24 protein-coding genes are annotated in these 24,317 nt (G+C 66.3%); 2 read left to right on the top strand and 22 right to left on the bottom strand.

Annotated elements, in window-relative coordinates; translation table 11 throughout:
* Positions 1 to 167 precede the first annotated feature (167 nt).
* From HV681_RS05465 to HV681_RS05425, 9 genes are all read right to left on the bottom strand, one after another.
* Positions 168 to 1,217, bottom strand: a complete 1,050-nt coding sequence (locus HV681_RS05465; protein WP_175122131.1) for an ABC transporter substrate-binding protein — start codon at positions 1,215 to 1,217, stop codon at positions 168 to 170.
* A 90-nt stretch (positions 1,218 to 1,307) separates the two neighbouring features.
* Entirely contained in the window at positions 1,308 to 2,291 is a 984-nt protein-coding gene (locus HV681_RS05460) for a CobW family GTP-binding protein (RefSeq protein WP_175122130.1), read from the bottom strand.
* On the bottom strand, positions 2,291 to 3,949 hold the full coding sequence (locus HV681_RS05455) for an amidohydrolase family protein (RefSeq protein WP_175122129.1): 1,659 nt from the start codon (positions 3,947 to 3,949) through the stop codon (positions 2,291 to 2,293). Before HV681_RS05455 ends, HV681_RS05460 begins: the two co-directional genes overlap by 1 nt.
* Before the next feature lie 5 nt (positions 3,950 to 3,954).
* Positions 3,955 to 5,202 (bottom strand): metal-dependent hydrolase family protein, encoded by a 1,248-nt coding sequence (locus HV681_RS05450; protein WP_175122128.1) that lies wholly within the window; start codon positions 5,200 to 5,202, stop codon positions 3,955 to 3,957.
* 27 nt (positions 5,203 to 5,229) lie between these two features.
* Positions 5,230 to 6,111, bottom strand: coding sequence for an ABC transporter permease (locus HV681_RS05445; protein WP_175122127.1), 882 nt, complete (start codon positions 6,109 to 6,111; stop codon positions 5,230 to 5,232).
* Between the two features lie 8 nt (positions 6,112 to 6,119).
* Positions 6,120 to 7,166, bottom strand: a complete 1,047-nt coding sequence (locus HV681_RS05440) for an ABC transporter ATP-binding protein (RefSeq protein ID WP_175122126.1) — start codon at positions 7,164 to 7,166, stop codon at positions 6,120 to 6,122.
* 3 nt (positions 7,167 to 7,169) lie between these two features.
* Positions 7,170 to 7,979: an ABC transporter permease gene (locus HV681_RS05435; RefSeq protein ID WP_175122125.1), complete on the bottom strand. Its 810-nt coding sequence runs from the start codon at positions 7,977 to 7,979 to the stop codon at positions 7,170 to 7,172.
* A gap of 277 nt (positions 7,980 to 8,256) precedes the next feature.
* Positions 8,257 to 9,351: a M14 family metallopeptidase gene (locus HV681_RS05430; protein ID WP_175122124.1), complete on the bottom strand. Its 1,095-nt coding sequence runs from the start codon at positions 9,349 to 9,351 to the stop codon at positions 8,257 to 8,259.
* Position 9,352: 1 nt separating this feature from the next.
* A complete protein-coding gene (locus HV681_RS05425; RefSeq protein WP_175122123.1) occupies positions 9,353 to 10,678 on the bottom strand; it encodes an MFS transporter in 1,326 nt (441 codons plus the stop codon).
* Between the two features lie 172 nt (positions 10,679 to 10,850).
* Between HV681_RS05425 and HV681_RS05420 the strand changes: the two genes are divergently transcribed.
* Both HV681_RS05420 and HV681_RS05415 read left to right on the top strand, forming a co-directional pair.
* Positions 10,851 to 11,753 carry a LysR substrate-binding domain-containing protein gene (locus tag HV681_RS05420; protein ID WP_175122122.1) on the top strand — a complete coding sequence of 301 codons (903 nt, stop codon included), beginning with the start codon at positions 10,851 to 10,853 and terminating at the stop codon, positions 11,751 to 11,753.
* 92 nt (positions 11,754 to 11,845) lie between these two features.
* Positions 11,846 to 12,553 (top strand): FadR/GntR family transcriptional regulator, encoded by a 708-nt coding sequence (locus tag HV681_RS05415; protein WP_175122121.1) that lies wholly within the window; start codon positions 11,846 to 11,848, stop codon positions 12,551 to 12,553.
* Between the two features lie 81 nt (positions 12,554 to 12,634).
* Here the strand turns inward: HV681_RS05415 and otnK are convergent, their stop codons facing one another.
* The 13 genes from otnK to HV681_RS05350 all read right to left on the bottom strand — a co-directional run bounded on the left by otnK (position 12,635) and on the right by HV681_RS05350 (position 24,308).
* Positions 12,635 to 13,888, bottom strand: a complete 1,254-nt coding sequence (gene otnK / locus HV681_RS05410) for a 3-oxo-tetronate kinase (protein WP_175122120.1) — start codon at positions 13,886 to 13,888, stop codon at positions 12,635 to 12,637.
* On the bottom strand, positions 13,885 to 14,793 hold the full coding sequence (gene ltnD / locus HV681_RS05405) for an L-threonate dehydrogenase (RefSeq protein ID WP_175122119.1): 909 nt from the start codon (positions 14,791 to 14,793) through the stop codon (positions 13,885 to 13,887). Before ltnD ends, otnK begins: the two co-directional genes overlap by 4 nt.
* Before the next feature lie 46 nt (positions 14,794 to 14,839).
* On the bottom strand, positions 14,840 to 15,811 hold the full coding sequence (gene denD, locus HV681_RS05400) for a D-erythronate dehydrogenase (protein WP_175122118.1): 972 nt from the start codon (positions 15,809 to 15,811) through the stop codon (positions 14,840 to 14,842).
* Between the two features lie 10 nt (positions 15,812 to 15,821).
* The gene (otnI, locus tag HV681_RS05395; protein WP_175122117.1) at positions 15,822 to 16,607 is read right to left on the bottom strand and encodes a 2-oxo-tetronate isomerase; all 786 of its coding nucleotides are present in this window, start codon (positions 16,605 to 16,607) and stop codon (positions 15,822 to 15,824) included.
* Between the two features lie 39 nt (positions 16,608 to 16,646).
* Entirely contained in the window at positions 16,647 to 17,969 is a 1,323-nt protein-coding gene (locus HV681_RS05390) for an MFS transporter (RefSeq protein WP_370633006.1), read from the bottom strand.
* A gap of 83 nt (positions 17,970 to 18,052) precedes the next feature.
* Positions 18,053 to 18,691, bottom strand: coding sequence for a 3-oxo-tetronate 4-phosphate decarboxylase (gene otnC, locus HV681_RS05385; protein WP_175122115.1), 639 nt, complete (start codon positions 18,689 to 18,691; stop codon positions 18,053 to 18,055).
* 146 nt (positions 18,692 to 18,837) lie between these two features.
* Entirely contained in the window at positions 18,838 to 19,989 is a 1,152-nt protein-coding gene (locus tag HV681_RS05380; protein WP_175122114.1) for a hypothetical protein, read from the bottom strand.
* On the bottom strand, positions 19,986 to 21,125 hold the full coding sequence (locus tag HV681_RS05375) for a hypothetical protein (protein ID WP_175122113.1): 1,140 nt from the start codon (positions 21,123 to 21,125) through the stop codon (positions 19,986 to 19,988). Before HV681_RS05375 ends, HV681_RS05380 begins: the two co-directional genes overlap by 4 nt.
* 8 nt (positions 21,126 to 21,133) lie before the next feature.
* A complete protein-coding gene (locus HV681_RS05370) occupies positions 21,134 to 21,472 on the bottom strand; it encodes a DMT family transporter (protein ID WP_175122112.1) in 339 nt (112 codons plus the stop codon).
* 2 nt (positions 21,473 to 21,474) lie between these two features.
* Positions 21,475 to 22,356: a decaprenyl-phosphate phosphoribosyltransferase gene (locus tag HV681_RS05365; RefSeq protein ID WP_175122111.1), complete on the bottom strand. Its 882-nt coding sequence runs from the start codon at positions 22,354 to 22,356 to the stop codon at positions 21,475 to 21,477.
* Positions 22,353 to 22,976, bottom strand: coding sequence for an HAD family hydrolase (locus HV681_RS05360; protein ID WP_175122110.1), 624 nt, complete (start codon positions 22,974 to 22,976; stop codon positions 22,353 to 22,355). The genes HV681_RS05365 and HV681_RS05360 overlap by 4 nt, the downstream gene beginning before the upstream one ends.
* Before the next feature lie 301 nt (positions 22,977 to 23,277).
* A complete protein-coding gene (locus tag HV681_RS05355) occupies positions 23,278 to 23,715 on the bottom strand; it encodes a carboxymuconolactone decarboxylase family protein (protein ID WP_175122109.1) in 438 nt (145 codons plus the stop codon).
* A 146-nt stretch (positions 23,716 to 23,861) separates the two neighbouring features.
* Positions 23,862 to 24,308: a hypothetical protein gene (locus tag HV681_RS05350; RefSeq protein WP_175122108.1), complete on the bottom strand. Its 447-nt coding sequence runs from the start codon at positions 24,306 to 24,308 to the stop codon at positions 23,862 to 23,864.
* Positions 24,309 to 24,317 lie beyond the last annotated feature (9 nt).

The raw sequence follows: 24,317 nt of genomic DNA, 5'->3' as shown, positions 1-24,317 counted from the left end.
TTACTCTCTCGGATGTTATATCATTACAAACCAGCAGGCGGATGATATAACATTTCACTACGCATGCAGCGGCGTCCGGAAACGAAAAAGCGCGATTCCGCTGCAGGAATCGCGCTTCGATGACGCGGTCAGTGGCGCAAACGCGGGGAACGACGCCCCGCGCCCTATCAACCCGCCTTGAACTCCTTGTTCCAGAACTCCAGCATCTCCGCCTTCTTCTCGGTCAATCCCTTCAGGTCGTACGCGTGCAGCAGCTTGACCTCGGCATCCGAGAAGCCCACGCGCTTCAATGCCTCGGGCAGCGACGCGTTGGTCACGGTGGGCGCATAGCCCATCTTTTCCGCAAAGCCGATCTGGCCCTGCGGATCCAGCATGGCGTTCAGGTACGCCCACGCCGCGTCCTTGTTGCGGCTGTTCTTGGCGACGGCGGCTTCAAACGACACCGGCACCGATCCTTCCTTCGGAATCACGAAGCCCAGCGGCAGTCCGCTGTCCTTCCATTGCAGCGCACGCGCCTTCCACATGACGGCGATCGCGATTTCGCCGGACTTGAAGGCGGCCGCGACGGCTTCATTGGACGGGTAGATGCGCGGCGCGTTCGGCTTGAGCTTGGCCAGGAACCGCTTGCCGCCCTCGTAGTCCTTGGTGGTGCCGTCCGCGCCCAGTCCCACGAAGACCGAGTTGTAGAGATAAAGAATGTCGGAGAAGCCGACCTGGCCCTTCCACTTGGGATCCAGCAGCACCTGCAGCGAATCGGGCGGCGTCGGGAATTTCTCGGTGTTGTAGACCAGCGTCATCGCGCTGAAGATGTGCGGAATCGAGTACGGCGTCTTCAGCGTGTCGATCGCGTTGGCCAGGTTGGGCAGCTTCTTGACGTCCAGGGGCTCCAGCGTGCCGGAGCGCTCGGCGTCGTACATGTCGACTTCACCCAGCAGCGCCACGTCCATGCTGCCGCGGCGCGAGTTCTTTTCGGCGCGCAGCTTGGTGACGCGGCCCACGGCGTTGCCCGTGTCGTAGACCACCTTCACGTCCTGCTTGGCGACGATGGGATTGATGATCTGCTGCAGCAGGTTCTGGTAGTCGCCGCCCCAGGTGCCGACCACGATTTCCTTTTCGGCGGCGTGGGCCATGCCGGGCAGCCAGCCCAGGGCGGGCGCCAAAGCCAGGCCGGAGGCGGTCTTGATGAAGCCACGGCGATTCAGGTTTTTCTCTTGCATGACAACCTCGTATCGAAAAGAACTGACGACTAGCTACGAAGCATCGCGCGGCACGCCAGTCTGGCCGCGCGGCCTTGGATTCAACGGTGTTCAGACCAGCATGTCGACCGGCGCATGCGGCGCGGAGGCACGGATTTCCTCGGCCTCGATGTCGCGCGCAATCACGATGATCGCGTCGCGCGCATCGGGCTGCCGCGTCAGCCGCTGCGGCAGGCTGAAGGTCGAGCCGACGGACTGGATCAAGATGGGCTCCTCGCAATCACTGACGCGCACCACGGCTTTGACGCGCAGCAGGCGGTCGCCGCAAAGCCCGGCCAGGTTGTCCAGCCATTCGGAAAAATCGGTCCAGCTGATGCCGGGCTGCGCGCGCGCCGCCATCACGCGGATGCGCGGATGCGCCGCGCCCTGCCCGCCTGCCGACAGCATCCGCGCCGCCAGCCCCGCCAGGTCGGAAGTGCCTTGCGACGGCGCGAACGCGGCCTGCACGGCGCGGGTGCGATCGGGCTCCGCGACGATGGCGGCCAGCGGATTCAGGGCCTCGGCGCGCGCGGCGCGAGCGCCCAGCGCACCGGGCACGGCCGGCAGCAGATCGGTCTTGGTCAGCACGATGCGATGCGCCGCCCCGAACTGCGCCATGGCCTCGTCCATCTCGGCCAGCGCGTCGGGATCGCGCGCGCAATCGTCGGTGCAGACCATCGTCAGCCGCAGGCCGCGGCTGGCCAGCTCGGGATCCGCGAGCGACGCGATGATCGGGCCGGGCCGCGACAGCCCGCTGCATTCCAGGATGACGCGTTGCAAGGGGCCTTCGCCTTCGGGGCGGGGCGCGTCCAGCAGCGCGCTCAGCGTGTAGACCAGGTCGCTGCGCAGCGAGCAGCACACGCAGCCGTTGGCCATCAAGGTCATCGGCACGTTGTCGCTGTCATTGGCCACGATGGCCCCGTCCACGCCGACCTCGCCGGCCTCGTTGACGATCACGCCGGTGTCACGCGATTCCGGATCGCGCAGGTAGTCCACCAGCAGCGTGGTCTTGCCGCTGCCCAGAAACCCGCACAACAGGAACAGGTCGACGGCCATCAGGGTGCGTCCTCGCCCGTGTCGCACGGCGATCCCGACGGTGCGCCGCCGGCCGGCGGACGCTCGCCGTCCGGATCGTCGGCCCAGCTGTCGCGGACCATCGCGCGCACGTCGGCCAGCAGCTCGGCGGTGTCGTACACCACGCCCGACTTGATGGTGGTCTGCAGGCAGCGCTGCCATTCGACCTTGGCGGTGTCGTCGTTCAGCCGCATGGCGCCCGTGCCAAACAGCAGCTTGAAGTCGGTCAGCGGGTTCTGGTCGTGGATCAGCAGGTCGGCGCGCTTTTGCACGTCGATGGAGCCGGTGTCGTCATCGATGCCCAGCAGCGCCGCGCTGTGCGACGTGGCCGCGCGCAAGACCTCGATGGGATGAAAGCCCGCTTCCTGCAGCAGCTCAAGTTCGCGGACGAAGCCGAATCCATAGATCTGGTAGATGAAGCCCGAATCGCTGCCCGCGCAGACGCGTCCGCCCAGGTTCTTGTATTCGTTGATGAACTGCATCCACAGCCGGTAGTTCTGCTTCCATTCGATCTCGTTGGTGGTGCTCCAGCGATACCAGTAGGCGCCGTGGCCGCCGCGCTGCGGCTGGAAGTAGCGCCACACCGCCTTCCACGTGTATTCGTCGTGCCAGTCGGCGCGGCGCGCGCGCATCAGGTCGCGGTTGGCGTCGTAGATGTTGAAGGTGGGCACGAAGGTGTGGCCCAGTTCCAGGAACTCGTCCATGACCTGCCGCCACTTGGCCGACCCCGGCTGCGCGGCCTGCATGAAGGTCTGGCCGGCCACCGCAAAGCGGTAATACTCGTCGCTGTAGTTGTAGTCCGTCGGAAACGACTGCACGACGCGGTCTTCGAACAGCGCCTCGGGCAGGCCGTAATAGTGTTCGGAACTGGTCAGCCCCCAGCGCGCGGACTTCATCGCGTTCACGCGCGTCACTGCCATCTGCGCGTGATGGCAGCCCGAGCGCAGGCCCACCTTGGCCGCCTCGTCCAGCGCAGCTTCCATGATGGCGGGCGGGGCGCCGAAAAACTTGATGCCGTCCGCGCCGCGCGCGGCCAGCTTGCGCACCCATTCGCGGCCCTGCTCGGGCGTGTGGATGGTCTTGACGCGGTCGTTCACCGCCGGGAACACGGAATGCACGATCATGCGCGGCGCGGCGATCTGGTTGGCCGCGGACAGCTCGCGCTGCTCCATCGTCCAACCCAGGCCGCCCATCGCGCCCATTTCGCGCACGGTAGTGACGCCGTGCGCCAGCCACAGCTTGTAGATGTAGTCGGCGGGCGGCACGATGCCGCTCATGGCGTGATACGGCGTGCCGATGTGCGCGTGCGCGTCCACAAAGCCCGGCGTGACGAACTTGCCGTGGCAGTCGATCTCGTGGTCGCCCGGACCGGGCCGGCGCTTGGGGTCGATGGCCTTGTGCGGCGTGCCCACATTGACCAGCGCCGTGATGCGATCGTTCTCGATCACGATGTCCACCGGCCCCCAGGGCGGCGCGCCGGTGCCGTCGATGATCGTGGCCCCGCGCAGGATCAGCCGCGGAAACGGTCCCAGGCCGCGGTCGCGCGGCGCGGGCGCCGAAGGCGGATGCCAGCCCTTGGCCGCGTTGACGTCGCGCGACTCTTCGCCGACTTCCGACTGCGAAAACGTGGGATCGCTCATGGCTCCTAGACTCCCAGCTCGTTGTGTTCGATGACGCCGCCCTTCATGATCAGGCCGATGTGCTCACCCTGCCCCAGCAGGCACGACAGGTCCCGGTACGGATTGCCGTCCACCAGCAGCACGTCCGCCAGTGCCCCTTCCTGGATGCGGCCCAGCTGGCCGACCTGGTTCAGCACTTCGGCGGCGGTCGTGGTCGCGCACTGGATGACTTCCTGCGCGGACAGCACCTCGCGGCGGATGCGGAATTCGTCGCTCTGCAGGCGCTGGGACGGGCCCAGCAGATCCGACCCGTAGCCGATCTTCACGCCCGCCTTCTTGTAGATCTCAAGCGAATGCAGGCCTGCGGTGCGCACCGTCGCGATCTTGGCGACAGAGTCCGCCGGCAGGCCGTAATCGGCGCCTTCGTTTGCCAGGGCCTCGTAGGTCACCAGCGTCGGCACCACGAACGCGCCCTTCTCGGCCATGAAGCGCGCCACGCGTTCGTCGACCAGATTGCCGTGCTCGATGGTGCGCACGCCGTTGCGGATGGCGCGCTCGATAGCGTCGGCAGTATAGGAATGCGCCATCACGTAGGTCTGGCGGCTGGCCGCCTCGTCGACGATGACGCGGATCTCTTCTTCCGAATAACCGAAGGATGCGATGGGATCGGTGGGCGAGGCCACGCCGCCCGAAGCCATCATCTTGATCTGGTCCGCACCCATCTGCAGTTCCTGGCGCACGGCCTTGCGCACGTCGTCGATGCCGTCGGCGACGCGACCGATATCGCCCGCACGGAAGCAGCAGCCGCAAAAGCTCATGGGACGCAGGTGATCGGAGCGCGGACGCGGATCGCCGTGGCCGCCGGTCTGGCTGATGGCGCGGCCCGAGATGAACAGGCGCGGTCCCTTGACCGTACCTTCGTTGACCGCGCACTTCAGGCCCCAGCCCGCGCCGCCCGCGTCGCGCACGGTGGTGAAGCCCCGGCGCAGCATGGCGGCCATGATGGGCACCGCGCGCATCATCACCAGCGCGTCCGGCAGGACGCCCTGCGTACTCAGGTTCAACTGCGTGGCCAGCACGTGCACGTGCAGGTCGATCAGACCCGGCATCAGCGTGCGGCCCGCGGCGTCGATCACGCGCGCCGAGGAAGCGCTGATCGGCTTGTCCGACACTTCCTTGATGACGCCATCCTCGACCAGCACGTGGTGCCCCTCCAGCAGGTCGGACTGCAGGGGATCGAGCAGGTTCGCATTCTTGAACAGCACAGCAGACATGAGAATTTCCTTATCGGGGTATCCAGGTCAGGACGCCATCGTCTTGATATAGCGCCGGTGAATCAGCCAGTTCGAAAAGAGGGCAATGACAAGCGTGCCGCACACCAATATGACTGCGAGCGCCGCGCCGAACGGCCAGTTCGAGGCCTTGGTGATCTGGTCGTATAGCGCCGGCGCCATCATGGTCAGTCCGGAACCGCCCAGCAGCACCGGCGTGGCGTACGCATTCATGCACAGGATGAACACCAGCATCGTGCCCGCGGCCACGCCTGGCGCGGCGATCGGCAGCACGATGCGGCGGAAGGTGGTGAAGAAGCTGGCGCCCACATTGCGCGCGGCCTCTTCCACCGACAGGTCCATGCCTTCCAGCACGCTTTGCAGCGTCAGGATCAGATACGGCATGACCACCGCAGTGGTGCCGATCACCACCGCCGTTGGCGTGTATATCAGCGTCAGCGGCTTATCGATGATGCCCAGCCCCTGCAACACGGCGTTGACCACGCCCGCATTGCCCAGCGCCACCATCCAGCCGGCCGCGCGCACCACGTTGCCCACCATCAGCGGAAACACCAGCAGGATCACGAACAGGCTCTTGTAGCGGCTTTGCGTGCGCGCCAGGAAGTACGCCACCGGAAAGCCCAGCACCAGCGCCAGCACCGTGCACAGCGCCGCGATGCCCAGCGTGGTGAAGAAGATGTCGCGGTAGTACGGGTCGCCAAAGAACTTGGCGTAGTTCTCGAACGTGAACGCGGTCTGCATCATCTCGACCGGGTCGAAATGATTGAAGCTGTAGCGCGCCAGCTGAAGGATGGGGATCATGATGATCACCAGCACCACCAGCGAGGCCGGAAAGGCCAGCCCTGGGCCCAGCCAGCGGCTGGGGCGTCCGTCCTGCGTTGCGGTCGTCATCGCGCCTCCTATTGCGTGAAGGCGACGCAGTCGTCGGGTTCGAAGCACGCATACACGCGCTCGCCGGCGGCGGGCGGCGCGGCGCGCGTGCCGGCATTGACGATCTGGCTGATCAGGCGGTCGCCGCCATCAAGCTGCACCCGCACCTCCAGCACCGATCCCAGGTACAACGACGATTCGATGACGCCGGGCAACGCATTGCCGCCCGACGGCTGCGCTTGCAGGCGTACACGTTCCGGCCGCACGCCCACATGCGTGGCATTGCCGCCGCCCGGCGCGGCGATGCGCTGTCCGGCTTTGGTTTCGAACTGGTCGTCGGCCTGGCCGCGTCCCGTAAAGACATTCATCTTGCCCAGGAAGTCCGCGACGAACAGATTGGCGGGCCGCTCGTACAGCGTGTCGGGCGCGCCCACCTGCTGCACGATGCCGTCGTGCATGATGGCCATGCGGTCGGCAATCGCCAGCGCTTCTTCCTGATCGTGGGTCACGAACACGGTGGTCAGGCCCAAGCGCCGTTGCAACGCGCGGATTTCCTCGCGCACTTCCAGGCGCAGCTTGGCGTCCAGATTCGACAACGGTTCGTCCAGCAGGAACACCTTGGGTTCGATCGCCAGCGCCCGCGCAATCGCCACGCGCTGCTGCTGGCCGCCGGACAACTGGCGCGGATAGCGGTCGCGCAGTTCCGTCATGCGCACCATGTCCAGCACGCGCCGGATCTTTGCATCGCGATCGGCTTTGGGCACCTTGTGCATTTCCAGGCCGAACGCCACGTTTTCCGCCACCGTCATGTGCGGAAACAGCGCGTAGCGCTGGAACACCATGCCGGTGTCGCGCTTGTGCACCGGCAGCCGCGTGACGTCGGTTTCACCGATGCGGATGCGCCCTGCCGTGGGCGTGATGAAGCCGGCAATCATGCGCAGCGTGGTCGTCTTGCCGCAGCCGCTGGGTCCCAGAAAGGTGACCAGTTCGCCTTCGGCAATCTCCAGGGAAAAATCCGACACCGCGACCGCCGCGCCGAACTGCTTGCGGATGTTTTCGATTGAGACCTTCGCCATTTCTTACACCACCTGACTGAGTTTCACATAGCGGTCGGTCACAAGCATGATGATGCCCAACAGCAGGATTTGCACCGAGGCCACCGACGCGATGGTCGGGTCCAGGTTGAATTCGAGGTACTGCATGATCGCGATGGGCAGCGTGGTGCGCCCCGGGCCGACCAGCGACAGGGACAGCTCCAGGTTCTCGAATGACACGACAAAACTGAACAGCGCCGCGGCGACGATGGACGGCCGCAGCATCGGCAGTGTCACCCGCATGAAGGCCTTGGGCGCGCTTGCGCCCAGGTTGCGCGCGGCTTCCTCGATGGAGCCGTCCAGCCCGGCCATGCCCGCCGTCACAAGCCGCACGGTCCACGGGATGGTGAGGCACACGTGCGCAATGACCAGGCCGCCGAAGGTGCCGACGAGGTCCTGATCCAGCACGTTTTCAGCGCGCAGGTAAAAGAGATAGACGGCCACGCCCGCGACGATGCCGGGGATCAGCAGCGGCGACAGCAGCAGCGTGTTGACACCCTTGCTGCCACTGAAGCGGTAGCGCGCAATCGCGACCGCGGCCAGCACGCCCATCGTCACGCCGATGAACGCAGCCACCAGCGACACTTGCAGGCTGAAGATGAAGCCGTTGGCGAACGCGGGGTTTTCCCACGCCTTGACGTACCAGGAGAGCGTGTAGCCCGATGGCGGGAAATAGAGGATGGCGTCCTTGAAGAAGCTCAGCCAGACCACCAGCACGATGGGGCTGAGCATGAACGCATACATGAGAACCACGAAAACGCGGTGCAGCCACGTGGCCCACGGGATCACGCGCAATGGCTTTTCCCGCGAGGCTGCGACGGCTGAGTCCAAAGGAGGCGCACTATGCAAATCCGGTTCCTTTCAGCAACTGCCGGCTTGGTTTGAAACTCCTCCGAAGACTCTGCGGTCTCTACGGTTAACCAAAGCATATCGACGGGTTGCTGCACCCCTCAAGTAGGGATAACCCACGTCGCGCCAAAACTCGCGGGTTATCCCTGCGGTAGCTCCGATGACGGTGCAACCCACTGCGGCGCAACGCCGCCGCAGGTGCTACCCGTCACCTGGCGCGCTGCTACCCGGCAGCCTGCAGGCCGCACACCGCTTGCAGCACGGCCACGCGGCTCTGGCCCAGCACCATGCCTTGCCAATCTTCCTGCCCGCAGTAAAACGCGTCGCGTGTGGCCTGCAGGATGTCCTGTTGCAAGGCATCGCTGGCGTCGGGATGCGCGCGCAGCCAATTGCGTCCGCGCAGCGCGTGCACCACCTCGTCCCAAGGCTTGGTGCCGAACTCCAGCGCCATCAACGTCGGTTCCGACGCGGGGCAGGCGTCGTAGATGAGACCCGCGAGATGGCCCGTGATGTCCACCGAGGCCGAGCTGCCTTGATACGGCACGGCGATATCGCTGCCCCACCACTGCCGCGCGCGCGCCACTTCCGTGTCGTCACGCCGGCCGGCGTAGATCTTCTCGCCGTGACCACGCGGCCCCAGGCCCGTGTGCACGTCGATCCAGCCGATGTGCGCGTGGCGGCTGGCGTGGGTCCGCAGGATGTCGCGCAGGGTCAGCAGCGACGGCGAATGCCCCGCGCCGCCATAGAACAGGCCATCCGGATGCGTGTACTGCCCGCGCGACACGGCCTGCGTCGTGGCGGCCAGGCCGTGCGTTTCGATATGGCGGGCGATGGCCTGGCGGTTCTGCTCCGTGGGCGGCCATTCCTGAGGCAACAGCAGATCGTGGATCTCGCCATAGCCTGGATTGGCCGGGAGCGCGCGGCCGTCGAAGGGCTGGGCATTGCGGTTCAGGTCGACGTTGCCCTCGTCGGTGCGAGCGATCCACGAAAAGCCGTACGGATTCACGGCGTGCACCAGCAGCAGCGCCACGCCCGCCTGCCGCGCGCGTTCCAGCATCGGCGCGTCATCCAGCAGCGCAAGCTGGCAACCTGATCCGCAGAAGCCCTCCACGCCGTGCGTGGCCGACGTCACAATCAGGAGCCGCTGCGCGTCGGCATCGCCGATCAGCGCCACGTCGGTGGCCAGCGGCTCGCCCTGGCTGCCCACGGCCGCGATGCCGTACGACGCAACCTGCGTGGCCACCGGCGCGGCGGCCGCCAGGAAGCGTTCGCGCGCCTGGGCGTAGCTGCTGGAAAAGTAGCGTTCAACGGATTGCATGTCAGGGCTCCTGGCTGTCGATGTCATGGCCGGTGCGGTCCTGAATCCAGAACAGCACCACGGTGGAAAGCGTCACGGTGACCATCAGGTACCACGCGGGCGCCATCGGGTTGCCGGTCACGTGCAGCAGCCAGGTCACGAAGAATTGCGCGAAGCCGCCGAAGACCGAGATGCCCAGACCGTACACCACGGACATGCCCGTGGTGCGCACGGCCTTCGGGAACAGTTCGGGCAGCATCGTGATGACGGGCGCGGTCTGCAGCGCCAGCAGCACGGCCAGCAAGGCGATGACCGTCATCAGCCGCCCGGTGCTGGGCGCCGACACCAGCCATTGGAAGCACGGCAGCAGCACGCAGACCGTGACGGCTCGCGACCAGAAGATCACCCGCTTGCGCCCCACGCGGTCCGCCAGCATGCCGACGAACGGCGCCAGCGCGAAACCGATCGCGCCCAGCACGACACTGGCAAACAGCGTGGACGTGGCAGGCAGGCCGAGTTCCTTCGTGGCGTAAGCCGGCATGTAGAAGCCGATGATCTGCGCGCACACCATGCCGCCGATCACGAGCAGGATGCCCTTGACGATCGTGAGCTTGTGGTCGGCAAAGACGCGCCGCAGCGGCTGGTGGCCGGCGGCGGTGGTTCTGGCGCCGGCGGCAGGCGCGGGTTCCAGCGTTTCCTCCAGATTGCGGCGGATGTAGGCGCCCACCGGCACCGTCAGAATGCCGATCACGAACGGCACCCGCCAGCCCCAGGCCTGCATTTCTTCCTTAGTCAGCGCCGCCGTCAGGATCGCCACGGTCAGCGCGCCCAGCATCACGCCGAGCGACTGGCTGCCGAACTGCCAGCTCGAATAGAAGCCGCGTTTGCCGGGCGGCGCGTGTTCCACCAGCAGCGTGGTCGAGGCGCCGACCTCGCCGCCCGCCGCAAAGCCCTGGATCAGCCGTGCCAGCACCATCAGCACGGGTCCCAGCACGCCCATCTGCGCGTGGGTCGGCGCCAGGGCGATGAGCGCACAGCCCAGGCCCATCAGCCACAGCGTCAGCGTCATGGCCGCGCGGCGGCCGTGCCGGTCCGCGTACGAGCCGATCAGCATGCCGCCCACGGGCCGCATCAGAAAGCCCACGCCGAAGGTGGCGGTGGTCAGCAGCAACTGGCCGTAGCCGGATGCCGCGGGAAAGAAGAGCGGCCCGATGACCAGCATCAGGAACGTGAAGACGGTGAAGTCGAAGAACTCGAGCGCGTTGCCGATGGTGGTGCCGGCAATGACGCGGCGGCGCATCGACGGCGTGTACAACCCCGGGCCGCCTGCGGCGATGGCAATAGACATTGTTTTCCCCTTGATGTCCGGTGCAGGGCCGCCGGTCCGTGCGTCCGGATCGCTTTGCGCGCCCCACCGCCGTGAATATACGGATGGCGCACGATAAGCAAAAGACAGTATTTTTGTCGCGATGAGCACTTTTGCTTATAGCCCTGCCCGCCCAATCCGGAACGACTTGCCCATGAACCTGCGCCAACTCCGCGCCTTTGTGCTGATTGCCGAGCATCGCAGCATCCGTGCCGCGGCGCGGGCGCTCTTTGTCACCCAGCCCGCCGCCACCCGCAGCCTGCGGGAGCTGGAGCAGAGCGTGGGCGCGGAGCTGGTGCGCCGCAGCGTCAAGGGCGTGGAACTGACCACCTACGGAGAAGCGCTATACAAGCGCGCCGTGCTGATCCTGCAGGAAGCCCGCAAGGCGCAAGAGGAGATCGGCCAGATGCGCGACGGCGAGGGCGGCACGCTGAACCTCGCCATCAGTTCCGCGGCGCTGACGGTCCTGCCCGCCGCGCTGGCCGCGTTTCGCGCACGCATGCCGCGCGTCTCGGTGGCCTTCAACGAGGTCGCGCCGCCCTACAGCCACGAGCAGCTGGAATCCGGCCGCTACGACTTCCTGGTGCAGACCGAGTACGACGGCGACATCGACGACGGGTTTGCGCGGACCACGCTGTTCACGCTGCCGCTGGCGGTGGGCGCACGCGCGGGCCATCCGCTGCGCGGTGCGCGCACGCTGGCCGAGCTGCACGATGCGCTATGGCTGCTGCCGGGCAATATTCAAGCCCCCGCGAACCTGCTGCGGCTGGCGTTCGATGCGCATGGGTTGCCGCCCCCGCGCGACGTGATTCCCTGCCAGTCCATCGCGGTGGCGCTGGCTATCATTGCGGAGAGCGACGCGCTGGGCATCTTCGTGCGCAATCTTTTCGATCATCAGTTGCTGCCGCGCGGGTTACGCATGGTCCGTCTGGATCATCCGCTGCCCGCGGCGCGCGTGTCGGTCCTGACGCGTGCCGACTCGCCCCCAACGCCGGCCGCGCAATGCTTCATGCATTGCCTCCTGGACGCGCAGGCAGCCCATGCCGACGGCACCTAGGCGAACCCGCCGATAGACCGGGTTACTATTGCCGATGGCCCCGCCGATGACGTCGAGACGGGCCTTTTTGTTTCTCCCCCCACTCCCCGTCCATGGCGTTTCCCCGACTTCCCGCTGTTCCCACCTTGACCGACACGGTCGCCAAACGTCTGCTCGCCGAGATCGACGAAGGACGCGTGCTGCCCGGTGAAAAGCTGCCCACGGAATCCGCGCTGGCCGAACAGTTTGGCGTCAGCCGCACGGTGATCCGCGAAGCCGTGTCGCGGCTGCGCCAGGATGGCGTGGTCGAAGCCCGGCAAGGCAGCGGAGTCTTCGTCACGGGGCACAGCGGCAACCGGGCGCTGCGGATCGATGCGGCCGAGCTCTCGTCGCTGGAGGCCGTGCTGCACATCGTGGATCTGCGCCGGGCCCTGGAAACCGAAGTGGCGGCGCAAGCCGCCGCCAGCCGCAAGAAGCAAGACATGGTGGAGATCGACGCGGCGCTGGCTGCGATCTCGCAGGCCGTGGACAACGGCGGAGATGGTGTGAAGGAAGATGTGGCCTTTCACCGCAGCATCGCGCGCGCCACCGGCAACCCGTACTTTCTGACCACCCTTGCGTTCGTCAGCCAGTTCCTGGAAGCCGCCACACGCGTCACCCGCGGCAACGAGGCGCGCCATGCAAATCTGATGCGCGACGTATTGCAGGAACACATCGCCATCGTCGAAGCCATCCGGCGCAAGGATGTGGACGGCGCCCGGGAAGCCGCCCGCATTCACATGGTCAATGCCGCCAAGCGGTTGAGCCAGGCGCACCGCTGAGCCGGACTGAAGCGCTATACCGGACTACACCGCCGCGGACTGCACCGCCCCGGACTGCACCGCCCCGGCCTGCACAGGCCGCTAGCGAAACGCCTTCGTGAAAAAATCCCGGCTGCCGAAGTTGCCGGACTTCAGCGCGATGCTGATGTCGGCCTGCGCAACCGGCGCATAACCGGCGCACCACGGCACGCCCGGATCGATCTGGTCGCCGATCGTGATCTGCTCCAGGCCCAGCGCCTGCACCACTGCGCCCGAGGTCTCGCCGCCGGCCACGATCAATTGCCGCACACCGCGCTCCACCAATCCGGCTGCGATGCGCGCGATTGCCGCTTCGATCATGGCGCCCGCCTGGCTCGCGCCGAGCGCGCCCTGGGTTTGCCTGACGGCATCAGGCTGCGCGGTGGAATAGATGAGCACCGGGCCGTCCTGCATGCGCGGCTCGGCCCAGGCCAGCGCCTGCCCCGCCACGTCCTCGCCGGCGGCCAGCTTCATGGGATCCAGCGCCAGCGCGGGCCGGCCGCTTTCAATGAAGGCCGCCACCTGCGCATTCGTCGCGGCGGAGCAACTGCCCGCCACGACGGCCTGCAAGCCTTGTGCGCGCACCACGCCGGCAGAACCCGTAGCCGCCAGCCCCCAGTTGCCCGGCAGGCCAATGGCCACGCCGGAGCCCGCCGTCACCAACGGCATGCCTTGCAGCGCCGGGCCCAGCGCCAGCAGGTCGTCGTTGGACACGGCGTCGACGATGGCGATCTCGATGCCCTGCGACATCAGTTCCTGGATGCGTTCACGAATGGCGGCGGTGCCGCGAGCGACCACGCTGTAATCGATCAGGCCCACGCGGCGCGACGTTTGCGCCGCCAGCACCCGCACGAGGTTGGGGTCGGTCATCGGCGTCAGCGGGTGATGCTGCATGCCGGATTCGTTGAGCAGCACGTCGCCCGCGAACAGATAGCCCTTGAACACCGTGCGCTTGTTGTCGGGAAACGCCGGCGTCGCGATGGTGAAAGCGGTATCCAGGTTCGTCATCAGCGCATCCGTGACCGGCCCGATATTGCCCTGCGGTGTGCTGTCGAACGTGGAGCAGTACTTGAAGTAGATCTGTTCGGCCCCTTGCGCACGCAGCCACTGCAGCGCTGCGAGCGATTGCGCGATGGCCTCGTCGGGCGGCAGCGTGCGGGTCTTCAACGCGACCACCACAGCGTCCGCGTCGTCCCGCAGTGGCTCGCCCGGCGTACCGATGGTCTGCACCGTGCGCATGCCCGCGCGGACCAGATTGTTCGCCAGGTCGGTGGCGCCCGTGAAATCGTCGGCGATGCAGCCCAGCTTGATCGTCATTTGGCCTCCGGCAGGGAAATGCCCGGGAAAATCTTGATCACGGCGCTGTCGTCTTCCCGGCCATGGCCGGCCGACGACGCCTGCATGAACATCTGGTGCGCGGTGGATGCCAGCGGCAGCGGGAACCGGGTGTGTCTTGCGGTATCCAGCACCAAGCCCAGGTCTTTCACGAAGATGTCCACTGCGGACAACGGCGTGTAGTCGCCCGCCAGCACGTGGGGCATGCGGTTCTCGAACATCCAGCTGTTGCCCGCGCTGTGCGTGATGACCTCATACAACGCATCGGCGTCCACGCCTTCGCGCAGGCCCAGGGCCATGGCCTCGGCGGCGGCCGCGATGTGCACGCCGGCCAGCAACTGGTTGATGATCTTGACCTTGCTTCCCGCGCCCGCGCGGTCGCCCAGCCGATAGACCTTTCCCGCCATCGATTCCAGCACTGACCCGCAAGCCTCGTACGCGGCCGCGCTGCCGGCGGTCATCATGGTCATCTGGCCGGCAGCCGCCTTGGCCGCGCCGCCGGAGATGGGCGCGTCCAGATACAGGATGCCCTGCCCGGCCAGGCGCCCTTCCAGTGCCACGGACCAGTTGGGGTCCACGGTAGAGCACATGACGAATACCGATCCGGGCCGCAGCGCCGCGGCAAGGCTGCCGTCGCCGAACAGCACCGACTCGGTCTGCTGCGCGTTGACGACCACGCTGACGACGATCTCGCAGGCCTGCGCCATGTCCGCCAGGCTGGCGCAGGCCACGCCGCCCTGCGCCGCGAAGGCCGCCGCGGCGTCGGCGCGAATGTCGTACACGTGGACCGCGTGCCCGGCGCGGCGCAGGCTTTGGGCAATGCCCGCGCCCATCGCGCCCAGGCCGATGACGCCAACGCGGCGCGGTGTTTCTGTGGAATTGATCATGTCGTTCGTTGTCCGGGAGCGGGATGCAAAAGGGAAAGGCGGCGACTCAACGCTTCAGGTCGTCGGCCATGTAGGCGCGGACGATGTCGGCAAAACTGCCATCGCCCGTCAGGCCCAGGCGGGTGGCGCGCGACGTGTCCCAACGCCCCGGCCAACTGCCGACGATGCGCTCGACACGCGCGTCCGCCTGCCAGCTGATGCGGTCGGCAACCTCGTCGCCCGCGACCTCGCGCAAGGCCTGCGCCATCTCGGCCGCCGTGACTGACACGCCAGGCAGGTTGATCGGCGTCCGGTCCGCCATCGCCTCGGCATCCAGCTCGCAGCCTGCGATCAAGGCAGCGATCGCGCCGCGCGGCGACAGCAGCCACAGCCGCGTGTCCGCGCCAACCGGGCACACGGCCGGTTCGCCATTCAGGGGTTCGCGGATGATGCCGCTGGCGAACGACGACGCCGCCGCATTCGGCCGGCCGGGACGCACGCTGATGGTCGGCAGGCGCAGCACACGGCCATCGACGAACCCGCGCCGCGTGTAGTCGGCCAGCAGCAGTTCGGCGATGGCCTTCTGCGTGCCGTAGGACGATTGCGGATTGAGCGCAGTGTCGTCGCGCACGGTGTCGGGCAGATTGCCGCCATACACCGCCACGGAGCTGGTGAAAATGACGCGCGGCTTGTGGCCCAGCGCGCGGCAGGTTTCCAGCAACGCGCGCGAGGCGTCCAGATTGATGCGCATGCCCAGGTCGAAGTCCGCCTCCGCCTGTCCGCTGACAATGGCGGCCAGATGAAAAATGGCGCGCGTCTCGGTATCGATGGCTTGCCGCAGCACCGCCGGGTCGGCAATGTCGCCTTCCAGCGACCGTACGCGCGGGTCCTGCAGATCCGCCTTCACGACGTCCAGCAAATCGATTTGCGTAATGGTCTGGGGCTTGCCGCCTTCCAGCGCCAGCGTGCCGCGCTCGAGCAGTTTGCGCGCCAGCCGCTGGCCCAGGAATCCGGCGCCGCCGGTGATCAGTATCTTCATGATGGGATGCTCAACGATGGGTGAGATAGGGTTGGGCCCAGCCCAGGCCTTCGGACGTTCCGGCGCGCGGGCGGTATTCGCAGCCGATCCAGCCTTGATAACCCAACGCGTCGATACGCTGGAACAGGTACGGGTAGTTCAGTTCACCCAGATCGGGTTCGTGACGGTCTGGCACGCCCGCAATCTGGATGTGGCCAATGCCGGGCATATCGCGTTCGAGCTTCACGGCGATATCGCCTTCGACGATCTGGCAGTGGTAGATGTCGAACTGCACCTTCAGGTTGTCCGCGCCCACGTCGTGACGAATGGCCTGCGCGTCGTCCTGCCGGTTCAGGAAAAAGCCGGGAATATCGCGCGTGTTGATCGGTTCAATCACCACGGTAACGCCAGCGGTGGCGGCCATGCGCGCGGCAAGCGCCAGGTTCCTGACGTAGACATCCCGGTGCGCCGCGTGGTCCTGGCCGGGACGGATCAGGCCTGCCATCACGTGCAGATGGCGGTTGCCCAGCACCGCGGCGTATTCCAGCGCCTGGTCCAATCCGCGCTTGAACTCGTCTTCGCGCCCAGGCAGCGATGCGATGCCGCGCTCACCCGCCGCCCAGTCACCCGGCGGCGCATTGAACAGGGCCTGCGTCAGGCCGTGCGCATCCAGGCGCGATCGGATCTCGGCCGCCGTGAAATCGTAGGGAAACAGGAATTCCACCCCCGTGAACCCGTCATGCGCCGCGGCGGCGAAGCGCTCCAGGAAGGGATGTTCCGTGTACATCATGCTGAGATTTGCGGCCAGGCGCGGCATGTCGGTTCCTTTGATGCAGAGGTGATTGCGGACGCCGCGCTAGCGGTTGACCAGCTTGGCCGGCGTGAACCAGACCGCGATGGCGCCAATGACGAGCACGCCCGCCAGCACGTACATGCCGGACGCAGTGGAACTGGTCAGGTCCTTCAGGTAGCCGATCATGTAGGGGCTGGCAAAGCCGGCCAGGTTGCCCACGGAGTTGACGATGGCGATGCCGGCGGCCGCAGCCGTGCCGGACAGAAACGCGGTCGGCAGCGACCAGAACAGCGGTGCGCAGGTCAGCACGCCCGCGGCCGCCATGGACAGGAACACCAGGGACACCACGGTGTTGTCGGCAAACGAAGCCGCCGCCGAGAAGCCCACGGCGCCCGCCAGCGCCGGCACGATCAGGTGCCAGCGGCGCTCGCGCCGGCGGTCCGCGGAATGGCCCAGCAGGTTCATCACGACGATGGCGCACAGGAAGGGGATGGCGCTGAGCAGGCCGATGTTGAACGCCCCCGTCACGCCCGTGGACTTGATCAGCGTGGGCATCCAGAACGTCAAGCCATACTGGCCGGCGACGAAGGCAAAGTAGATCAGGCACATCCACCACACGCGCTTGTCGGCGAACACCGCGCGCAGCGAATGCTTCTGCGTGCCTGTCTCCTTCTGGTCCTGTTCGATCTCGCGCGTCAGCAGCTTCTTTTCGTCGTCGCTCAGCCATTTGGCGCTGGCGATGCCATTGTCCAGATACATCACAGTGACCACGCCGATCACCAGCGCCGGCACGGCCTCGATCAGGAACATCCATTGCCAGCCCTGCAAGCCGTGCATGCCATGGAAGGCCTCCATGATCCAGCCGGACAGCGGATTGCCGAAGATGCCCGCCACCGGAATGGCCGACATGAACAGCGCGATGATCTTTGCGCGTCGGTGGGCCGGGTACCAGTAGGTCAGGTACAGGATCACGCCGGGATAGAACCCGGCTTCGGCCAGCCCCAACAGGAAGCGCAGGATGTAGAAGCCCGTCGGGGTTTCGACGAACATGAACATGCCCGACAGAATGCCCCAGGTGATCATGATGCGCGCGATCCAGATCCGCGCCCCCAGCCGGTGCATCAGCAAATTGCTGGGCACTTCGAACAGGAAGTAGCCAATGAAGAAAACGCCGGCGCCCAGGCCAAAGACGGTTTCACTGAAGCCCAGGTCCTGCGACATCTGCAGCTTGGCGAAGCCGACGTTGACGCGGTCCAGGTAGGCGATGACATAGCAAAGCATCAGGAACGGCACCAGCCGCCAGAACACCTTGGCATACGCGCGAGCGGTTTCGCGGGACTCGGGCGGCGACGAAGCCGCAGGCGCGGCGTGGGACGCCAGTTCCATCGGGGGCATTACCAGTCTCCATCAAGAATGCGCCGCCTTGATCCGCGCTGTCGCGGCCGGCAGGCTTTGTACGAAAAAGCGGATCAGTAGCGGGCGCCGAACGTGGCGCGCAGGGTCTCGATGGCCTCGTCCGTCAGCGGCTCGGGACGCGGCTGAGTCATCAGCCACAGGCGGGCGGTTTCTTCCAGTTCCTCGAGCGCAAACGACGCGTGGGACACCGACTTTTCCCAGACCACCGGGCCCAGCCGCTCGAACAAGGCGCCGCGCACCTCCCCCGCCACGGCGGCGACTTCGGCTGCCGCCTGCGGATCGCCCGGACGGCGATAGCCGATCAACGGGATGCGACCCACCTTCATGACCTGGTAGGGCGTGATCGGCGGCAATACCTCGTCCGGACGCCACACGCCCGCGAGCGTCAGCGCGACCAGATGGGTGGAGTGCGTATGCACGATGCCGCGGGAATCCGGGCTGGCGCGGTAGATGCCCTGATGCAGCAGCAAGGTCTTGGACGGCTTGCCGCCGGCGACCCAGTTGCCGTCCAGATCGACCTTGGCCAGCTCGGCGGGATCCAGCCGGCCCAGGCAGGCGTCGGTGGGTGTGATGAGCCATCCGTCGTCCAGCCGGGCGCTGATGTTGCCGGCCGCGCCGACGGTATAGCCACGCGCATAGAGGCTTGCGCCGATGGTGCAGATTTCTTCGCGGATGCGGGCTTCTTCAGTCATGGAATGTCCCCGGGCGGCAGGGACGGGCAACGAACAGCAGACGCGGCGAAGCAGGCATGACGACGATGTCTCTTGAATAGAAGTTATCGGGTCATCATACAAATTTTGGTGATGAGCGGGTATGGGGTAAACCCGCGCACCGCCGATTACGCTTGCGCGCGATCAACGCCCGCCGCGGTCGGCGCGGCGGTGTTCATCCAGGCCGTCAAGGCCATTGCCATCAGCACCAGCAGCGACGGATACAGCATGCTCAAGTTGCGCGCCTCGCCCTCGGCGGCAAACAGCAGAAAGAGCGGCACATTGACCGCCAGCGCCATCAGCACGTGCAACCGGAACGGCGCGGGCAGCAGGCGCCAGCCGGTGACGGCCACGCCCGCGATCATCAACACCATCACGGCGCTCAGCCCTTTGGGCAGCGCGACGCCGTAGGTGCTTTCGGTGCGGAACCAGTTGCCGGGGTCCAGGAAGTAGAAGAAATTCGCACCCGGCTGGAAACTCACCGCACCGCCCGGGTTGCCCGCGTAGCGCACGCGCAGCGCCAGATACACGCAGCCGCAGACGAACACCAGCCCCGCCACGACGGTTGCAGCCTTGAGGCGCGGCAGGCTGAGCCGAAGAATGGGATACAGCGTGACGACATAGAAGAAGAACGCCTCCTTGTTCCAGGTCGCCATTGCGGCAACGACGGCAAGCAAGCCCAGCCGCCCGGCCGCGCGCACGGGGCGTTCGACCGGGATGCGCCAGGCAAGCAGAATCGCGCATGCCATGAACAGCACTTCGAAGAAGTCGTAGAAGAAGCCGCCTTCGGTCAGAAAGAACGGCAGCAGCAACGCAATGACGAGCGGCGCCGCGGTGGCGGCGGCTGCGCTGGCGCCCGCCCGCAGGCACACCGACCGCATGGCGAACAGCGAGCCGAGCAGCGCCAGGAAGGTCAGGTAATAGACGATGTGATAGCGCAGCGTCACAGGCGCCTGCATCGCTTCCGACGCGGGAAAACGCATGGCCAGCCCTGACCGGCTGTTCACACGGCGCGGGTCGGTCAGCCGCTCGGACAGTCGCTCGACGGTCGCGGCCGGCATCAGGTCTTGAATGCCATTGGCGATGGCCGGCGCGAACTGGCGGTACACGTAAGGCCGGTACGCGGTGCCGTCGACCATGGACGCCAGCGAATGTGGACCATGCCCGTCGTTCAGGCGCCACTTGGTATAGAAACCATTGAAGGCCGCCGCGGCGACCATGACATAGAGCATCGCCAACAGGAATCGGCGGTAGCCCACGCTATTGAAAAAACGGATCATCGGACTTCCAGGGAGACGGCCGGTTGGGGCGCGGTCTGCGGCCCCAGCCACTTTGCCAGCGCCAGCGCCAGCAGGCACAGCAGTGCCGGATACAGCATGCTCAGATTGCGCATTTCGCCGGGCGAACAAAACAACAGGAACAGCGGCACGTTGATGGCCAGCGCCAGCTTCGCGTGCCCGCGCAGGGCATCTGGCAGCCGCGGCCAGCCATTGATGGCGATGCCCGCGAAGGCCAGGATGCTGAAGAGACTGAAGCCGCGCGGCAGCAGAACGCCATAGGTGTTCTCGGTAAGCAGCCAGTTGCGGGGGTCAACGTAGTAGCGCAGGTTGTCCCACAGCTGGAAATCCACGGTGGATCCGGGATTGCCCGCGTAACGCATGCGCAGCGCCAGATAGACGCAACCGCTCACCAGCAGCAGCACCGTCACGACGCCCGACGCCGGCAGGCGCGGCAGGTTGCGCCGCAAGAGCGGGTACAGGGCGGGCGTGAAAAAGAAGAAGGCTTCCTTGTTCCACGTCGCCAGCCCTGCCAGCGCCACCAGCGCGCAAAGCCGGACCGGCGTCTGGCGCGAGGCGCCCAGCGCCAGCAGCACGGCGCTCATGATGAACAGCAGTTCGACGAAATCGTAGAAGTAGCCGCCCTCGGTCAAAAAGAACGGCACCATCATCGCCAGGACCGCAGGCGCTGCCGTCGCGGCCACCGCACCCGCCCCCGCCTGCTGCGCCACGCGGCGCATGACGAACAGCGAAGCCAACAGCGCGGCAAACGTCAGGTAGTAGACGAGGTGGTAGCGCAAGGTGACTGCCGGCAGCAGGGCCTCGGACGCCGGATAGCGCATCGCCAGACCCGAACGGCTGTTCACGCGCCGAGGTTCGGCCAGACGCTCGGACAGGCGCGCCACGGTGGCCGGCGGCAGCAACGCCTGGATGCCGTTGGCCAGCGCGGGCACGAACTGCCGATACACATACGGACGGTGGGCCGTGCCCTCGACCATCTGCGACAGCCCGAGCGCCGCATGGCCGTCGTTGAGCCGCCACTTGGTGTAGAACCCGTTCATCACGGCGGCCGCCACGACGACGTAGGCGCAGCACAGCAGGAACCCGCGATACCACGCGCTTTGAAACAGGCGTTGCATGGCTGCGCCTACTTCGAGACCAGGAAGACGCCGACGGCGATGAACGCCGCGCCCGCCATCCGCATGGCCGTGATGGTCTCCGTGCCGGACAGCAGGCCGTAGACGAACACGCCCGCAATCGCGCAGGCCACCATCAGCGGATACGCCAGCGTCAGATCGAGCTGGCGCAGCGCCAGCGCGTAGAAACCAAAGCCCAGGCCGTACGCGCCGATGGCGCCCGCATAGGGCAGCGCCTGCGTCAGCAGGGACGGTGTGGGCCCGTGGGCTGCGGCGGACCCCGCCGCCTTGAGCGCCACGCTGGCCACCACGCTGCAGGCCCCGCTGAGAATCAGCCAAAGATATGCCATGTCTACGTCCTTACCAGCAAAACCACCACCGCCACCCAGGCCAGCACCGCAAGGCGGATCTGGTTGTCGGCGAGCAGATCGCGACCCGGCTCTTCGCCCGATCCCCCCTTGTACAGCAGGTAGATATACCGGAAGACGCCGAAGGTGACGATGGGCAGCGTGACGATCAGGTGCTGCGTGCCGTGCAACGCGGCGGTGATGTCGTCCACCGTATAGAGGCCATACGCCAGCAGCGTCGTGCTGGCGGTGATGCCCACCAGGATGTCCAGCAGCTGCGGCGAATAGTGGCGCAGCACGGTGCGCGTGCTGCCTTGCGATGCCGGGGCATCGAGAGGCGCCGACGCGATCTCGGCACGCCGTTTGGCAAAACCCAGGAACAGGGTCAGCATGAAACTGCACAGCAGCATCCAGCGCGACGGGATGATGCCCACCGCAAAGGTGCCGCAAGCCAGGCGGATCATGAAGCCCGCAGCAATACAGAACACATCGACCAGCACCTTGTGCTTCAGGCTCAGGGTGTAGGCAATGTTCAGGGTCAGATAGCCGGCCACGGCCAGCGCCACGGGCCAGAGCCCGCACGCGAGCGGCAGGCCGAGCGCCGAGCCAAACAGCACGACGATCAGCGCGCGGGCGGCGGGCAGGCCGACCCGTCCGCTGGCAATGGCGCGCAGCCGCTTCTTGGGATGCGCCGCATCGGCGGCGCGGTCGTGATAGTCGTTCAGGACATAGACCGCGCTGGACGCGAGGCAGAACGCGACAAAGCCCACGCCCACGGCAAACACCAGCGCGGGGTTCGTCCATCCGTGGCTGAAGATCAGGCCGATCAGCACGAAGCCGTTTTTCAGCCATTGCTGCGGACGCAGCAGGGAAATCAGCGCCCTCATGGCTTGACCGCCTGCCCGCGGTACCAGGCATGTTGGGCCGCGTCGATGAGCCACTGGTCGCCGCGGCTGTCGCCGTAGGCGTGCAGTTCATATTGGTCCGGACCGCCGTAGCGCTCGGTCAGGCGCCGCAACTTTTCAGGGCCCCAGCAGTTGTGTCCGTCAAAGTCGCCGGTCAGACGGCCCTGCGCATCAACCGCCATTCGCGTGCAGATGAGGTCGTCGAACCCGAGGTAGCGGGCCACGTCGTCGAGGTAGATGTCGGGCGAGGCGCTGACCAGCACGCAGCGGTCGCCGCGCTGCTGGTGCCAGCGCAGCCGCTCGATGAGCGCGGGCCGCAGCGGAATGGTGTGCACCCACGCGCGGGCGATGCGGGCCAGCTCGGTGCGCGAGCGCCCGCGCAGCGCGGCGCGGCAGAGCGACTGCTTGGCGTCTTCGTTGCTGCGCAGACGCAGCGCGAACGCCGTCAGCGCCGGCGCGGTCCGCACGAACGCCGCCAGCAAGCCGACCCACGACAGATGGGCCAGGAAGGGAATGAATGTGTCGCGCTGAGTGAGCGTGCCGTCGAAGTCGAAGGCAGCGATCACGCGCGTGGGAGCGGGAAACTGCGTTTGTGTAGCCATACTGCTATCGCGACGGAACCCGGCCGGGCCTTGCCGTCACAAACTATGCCGGAAAATGCGTCAGCGCCCAAGGCGCAAACGCGTGATGTCAGACGCAGTCTCGCCGTGCGCGCAAGCCCGCAGCGAAACATGTGCCGGTTATTTCAAAATTTTTGTAGTTGTAACACATCGGATTACAAGTCATCATAGCCCGCTCCCGATGCGGGCAAGCAGGAAAGAACCGCGTGAAATCCGCCGTTCTTCCCGCCGCTTTCAGTTTTTCCCCAGTTTCAAGGGCGCGCCGGCCCAGTGCCGGGGCGAGTCATCCCTGCTGCGCCTTGAACGCGCCTTCCTCTTCCAGCACCTGGTTGGCCACCTTGAAAGCGTCCAGACCCGCGGGAATGCCGCAATAGACCGTGGCCTGCAGCAGGATCTCCTTGATCTCCTCGACCGTCACACCGTTGTTCAGCGCACCTTTGACGTGCAGCTTGATCTCGGCGGGCCGGTTCAGCGCCGTCAGCATGGCCAGGTTGAGCATGCTGCGCGTCTTCTTCTCAAGCCCGGGGCGGCCCCAGGTGTAGCCCCAGCACCATTCGGTCGTGATGTGCTGGAACGCCATCATGAAATCGTTGGCGCGCGCGATCGAGCCGTCGACGTAATCGGCGCCGAGCACTTCACGGCGCAGTTCCAGACCTTGGTCGAACAGCGCCTGGGTTTCCGCCTGGGTTGGTGTCGGGGTTTTGGGGTCAGCGTCTGCCATAAGATGTCCTCCGGGATGGTGGCGGCGGAAATCGAAGATCCGCCTGCGGGTGGTCGTTCGGCCGATTGTGGGCGTGCGGCATCCCGCCCGTCAAATCCGGCAGGCTTCGCGCAAAACGAGGGAGGGGAATGACGCCGGCGCGCGGTTTACAGCGAATACCGGTAGTCGCAGTTCAACGTGGCTTGCAGCGGCGCCGGATAACCGCTGGCCGCCTTGCCGCCGGGACGCGGACCCAGCAGCCGGGCCTGGAACGTGCCGGCCATGTCGCCATCAGCCGTCTTTTTCACGGCCACGGTGGACGGTAGCGCATACAGCGTCAGCGCCTGTCCATCCGTCGGCGCGACCAGCGTGAACACCGACTGCGGGAAATTGGCGACGACATAACCGGGCGCCTCATCCGACGTGAACGACAGCGTGGCCGTCGCATAGGTCAGCGTCAGCGCGAGTTCTTCGGAAGACGGCGAAGGAATGTCGCCCTTCAACGCCACCTTGCCGCTCTCTGATATGCACGACAGCGATGCGGGCGCGGCGCCGGCCTGCGCAGTACCGGCCAGCAGGGCGATGGACAACAGACAGGTGGCGCGTGCAATCATGGTCACTCC

The organism is Achromobacter animicus (assembly GCF_902859585.1).
GTDB lineage: Bacteria > Pseudomonadota > Gammaproteobacteria > Burkholderiales > Burkholderiaceae_B > Achromobacter > Achromobacter animicus.
This window is presented reverse-complemented; position numbering and strand designations above follow the sequence as displayed.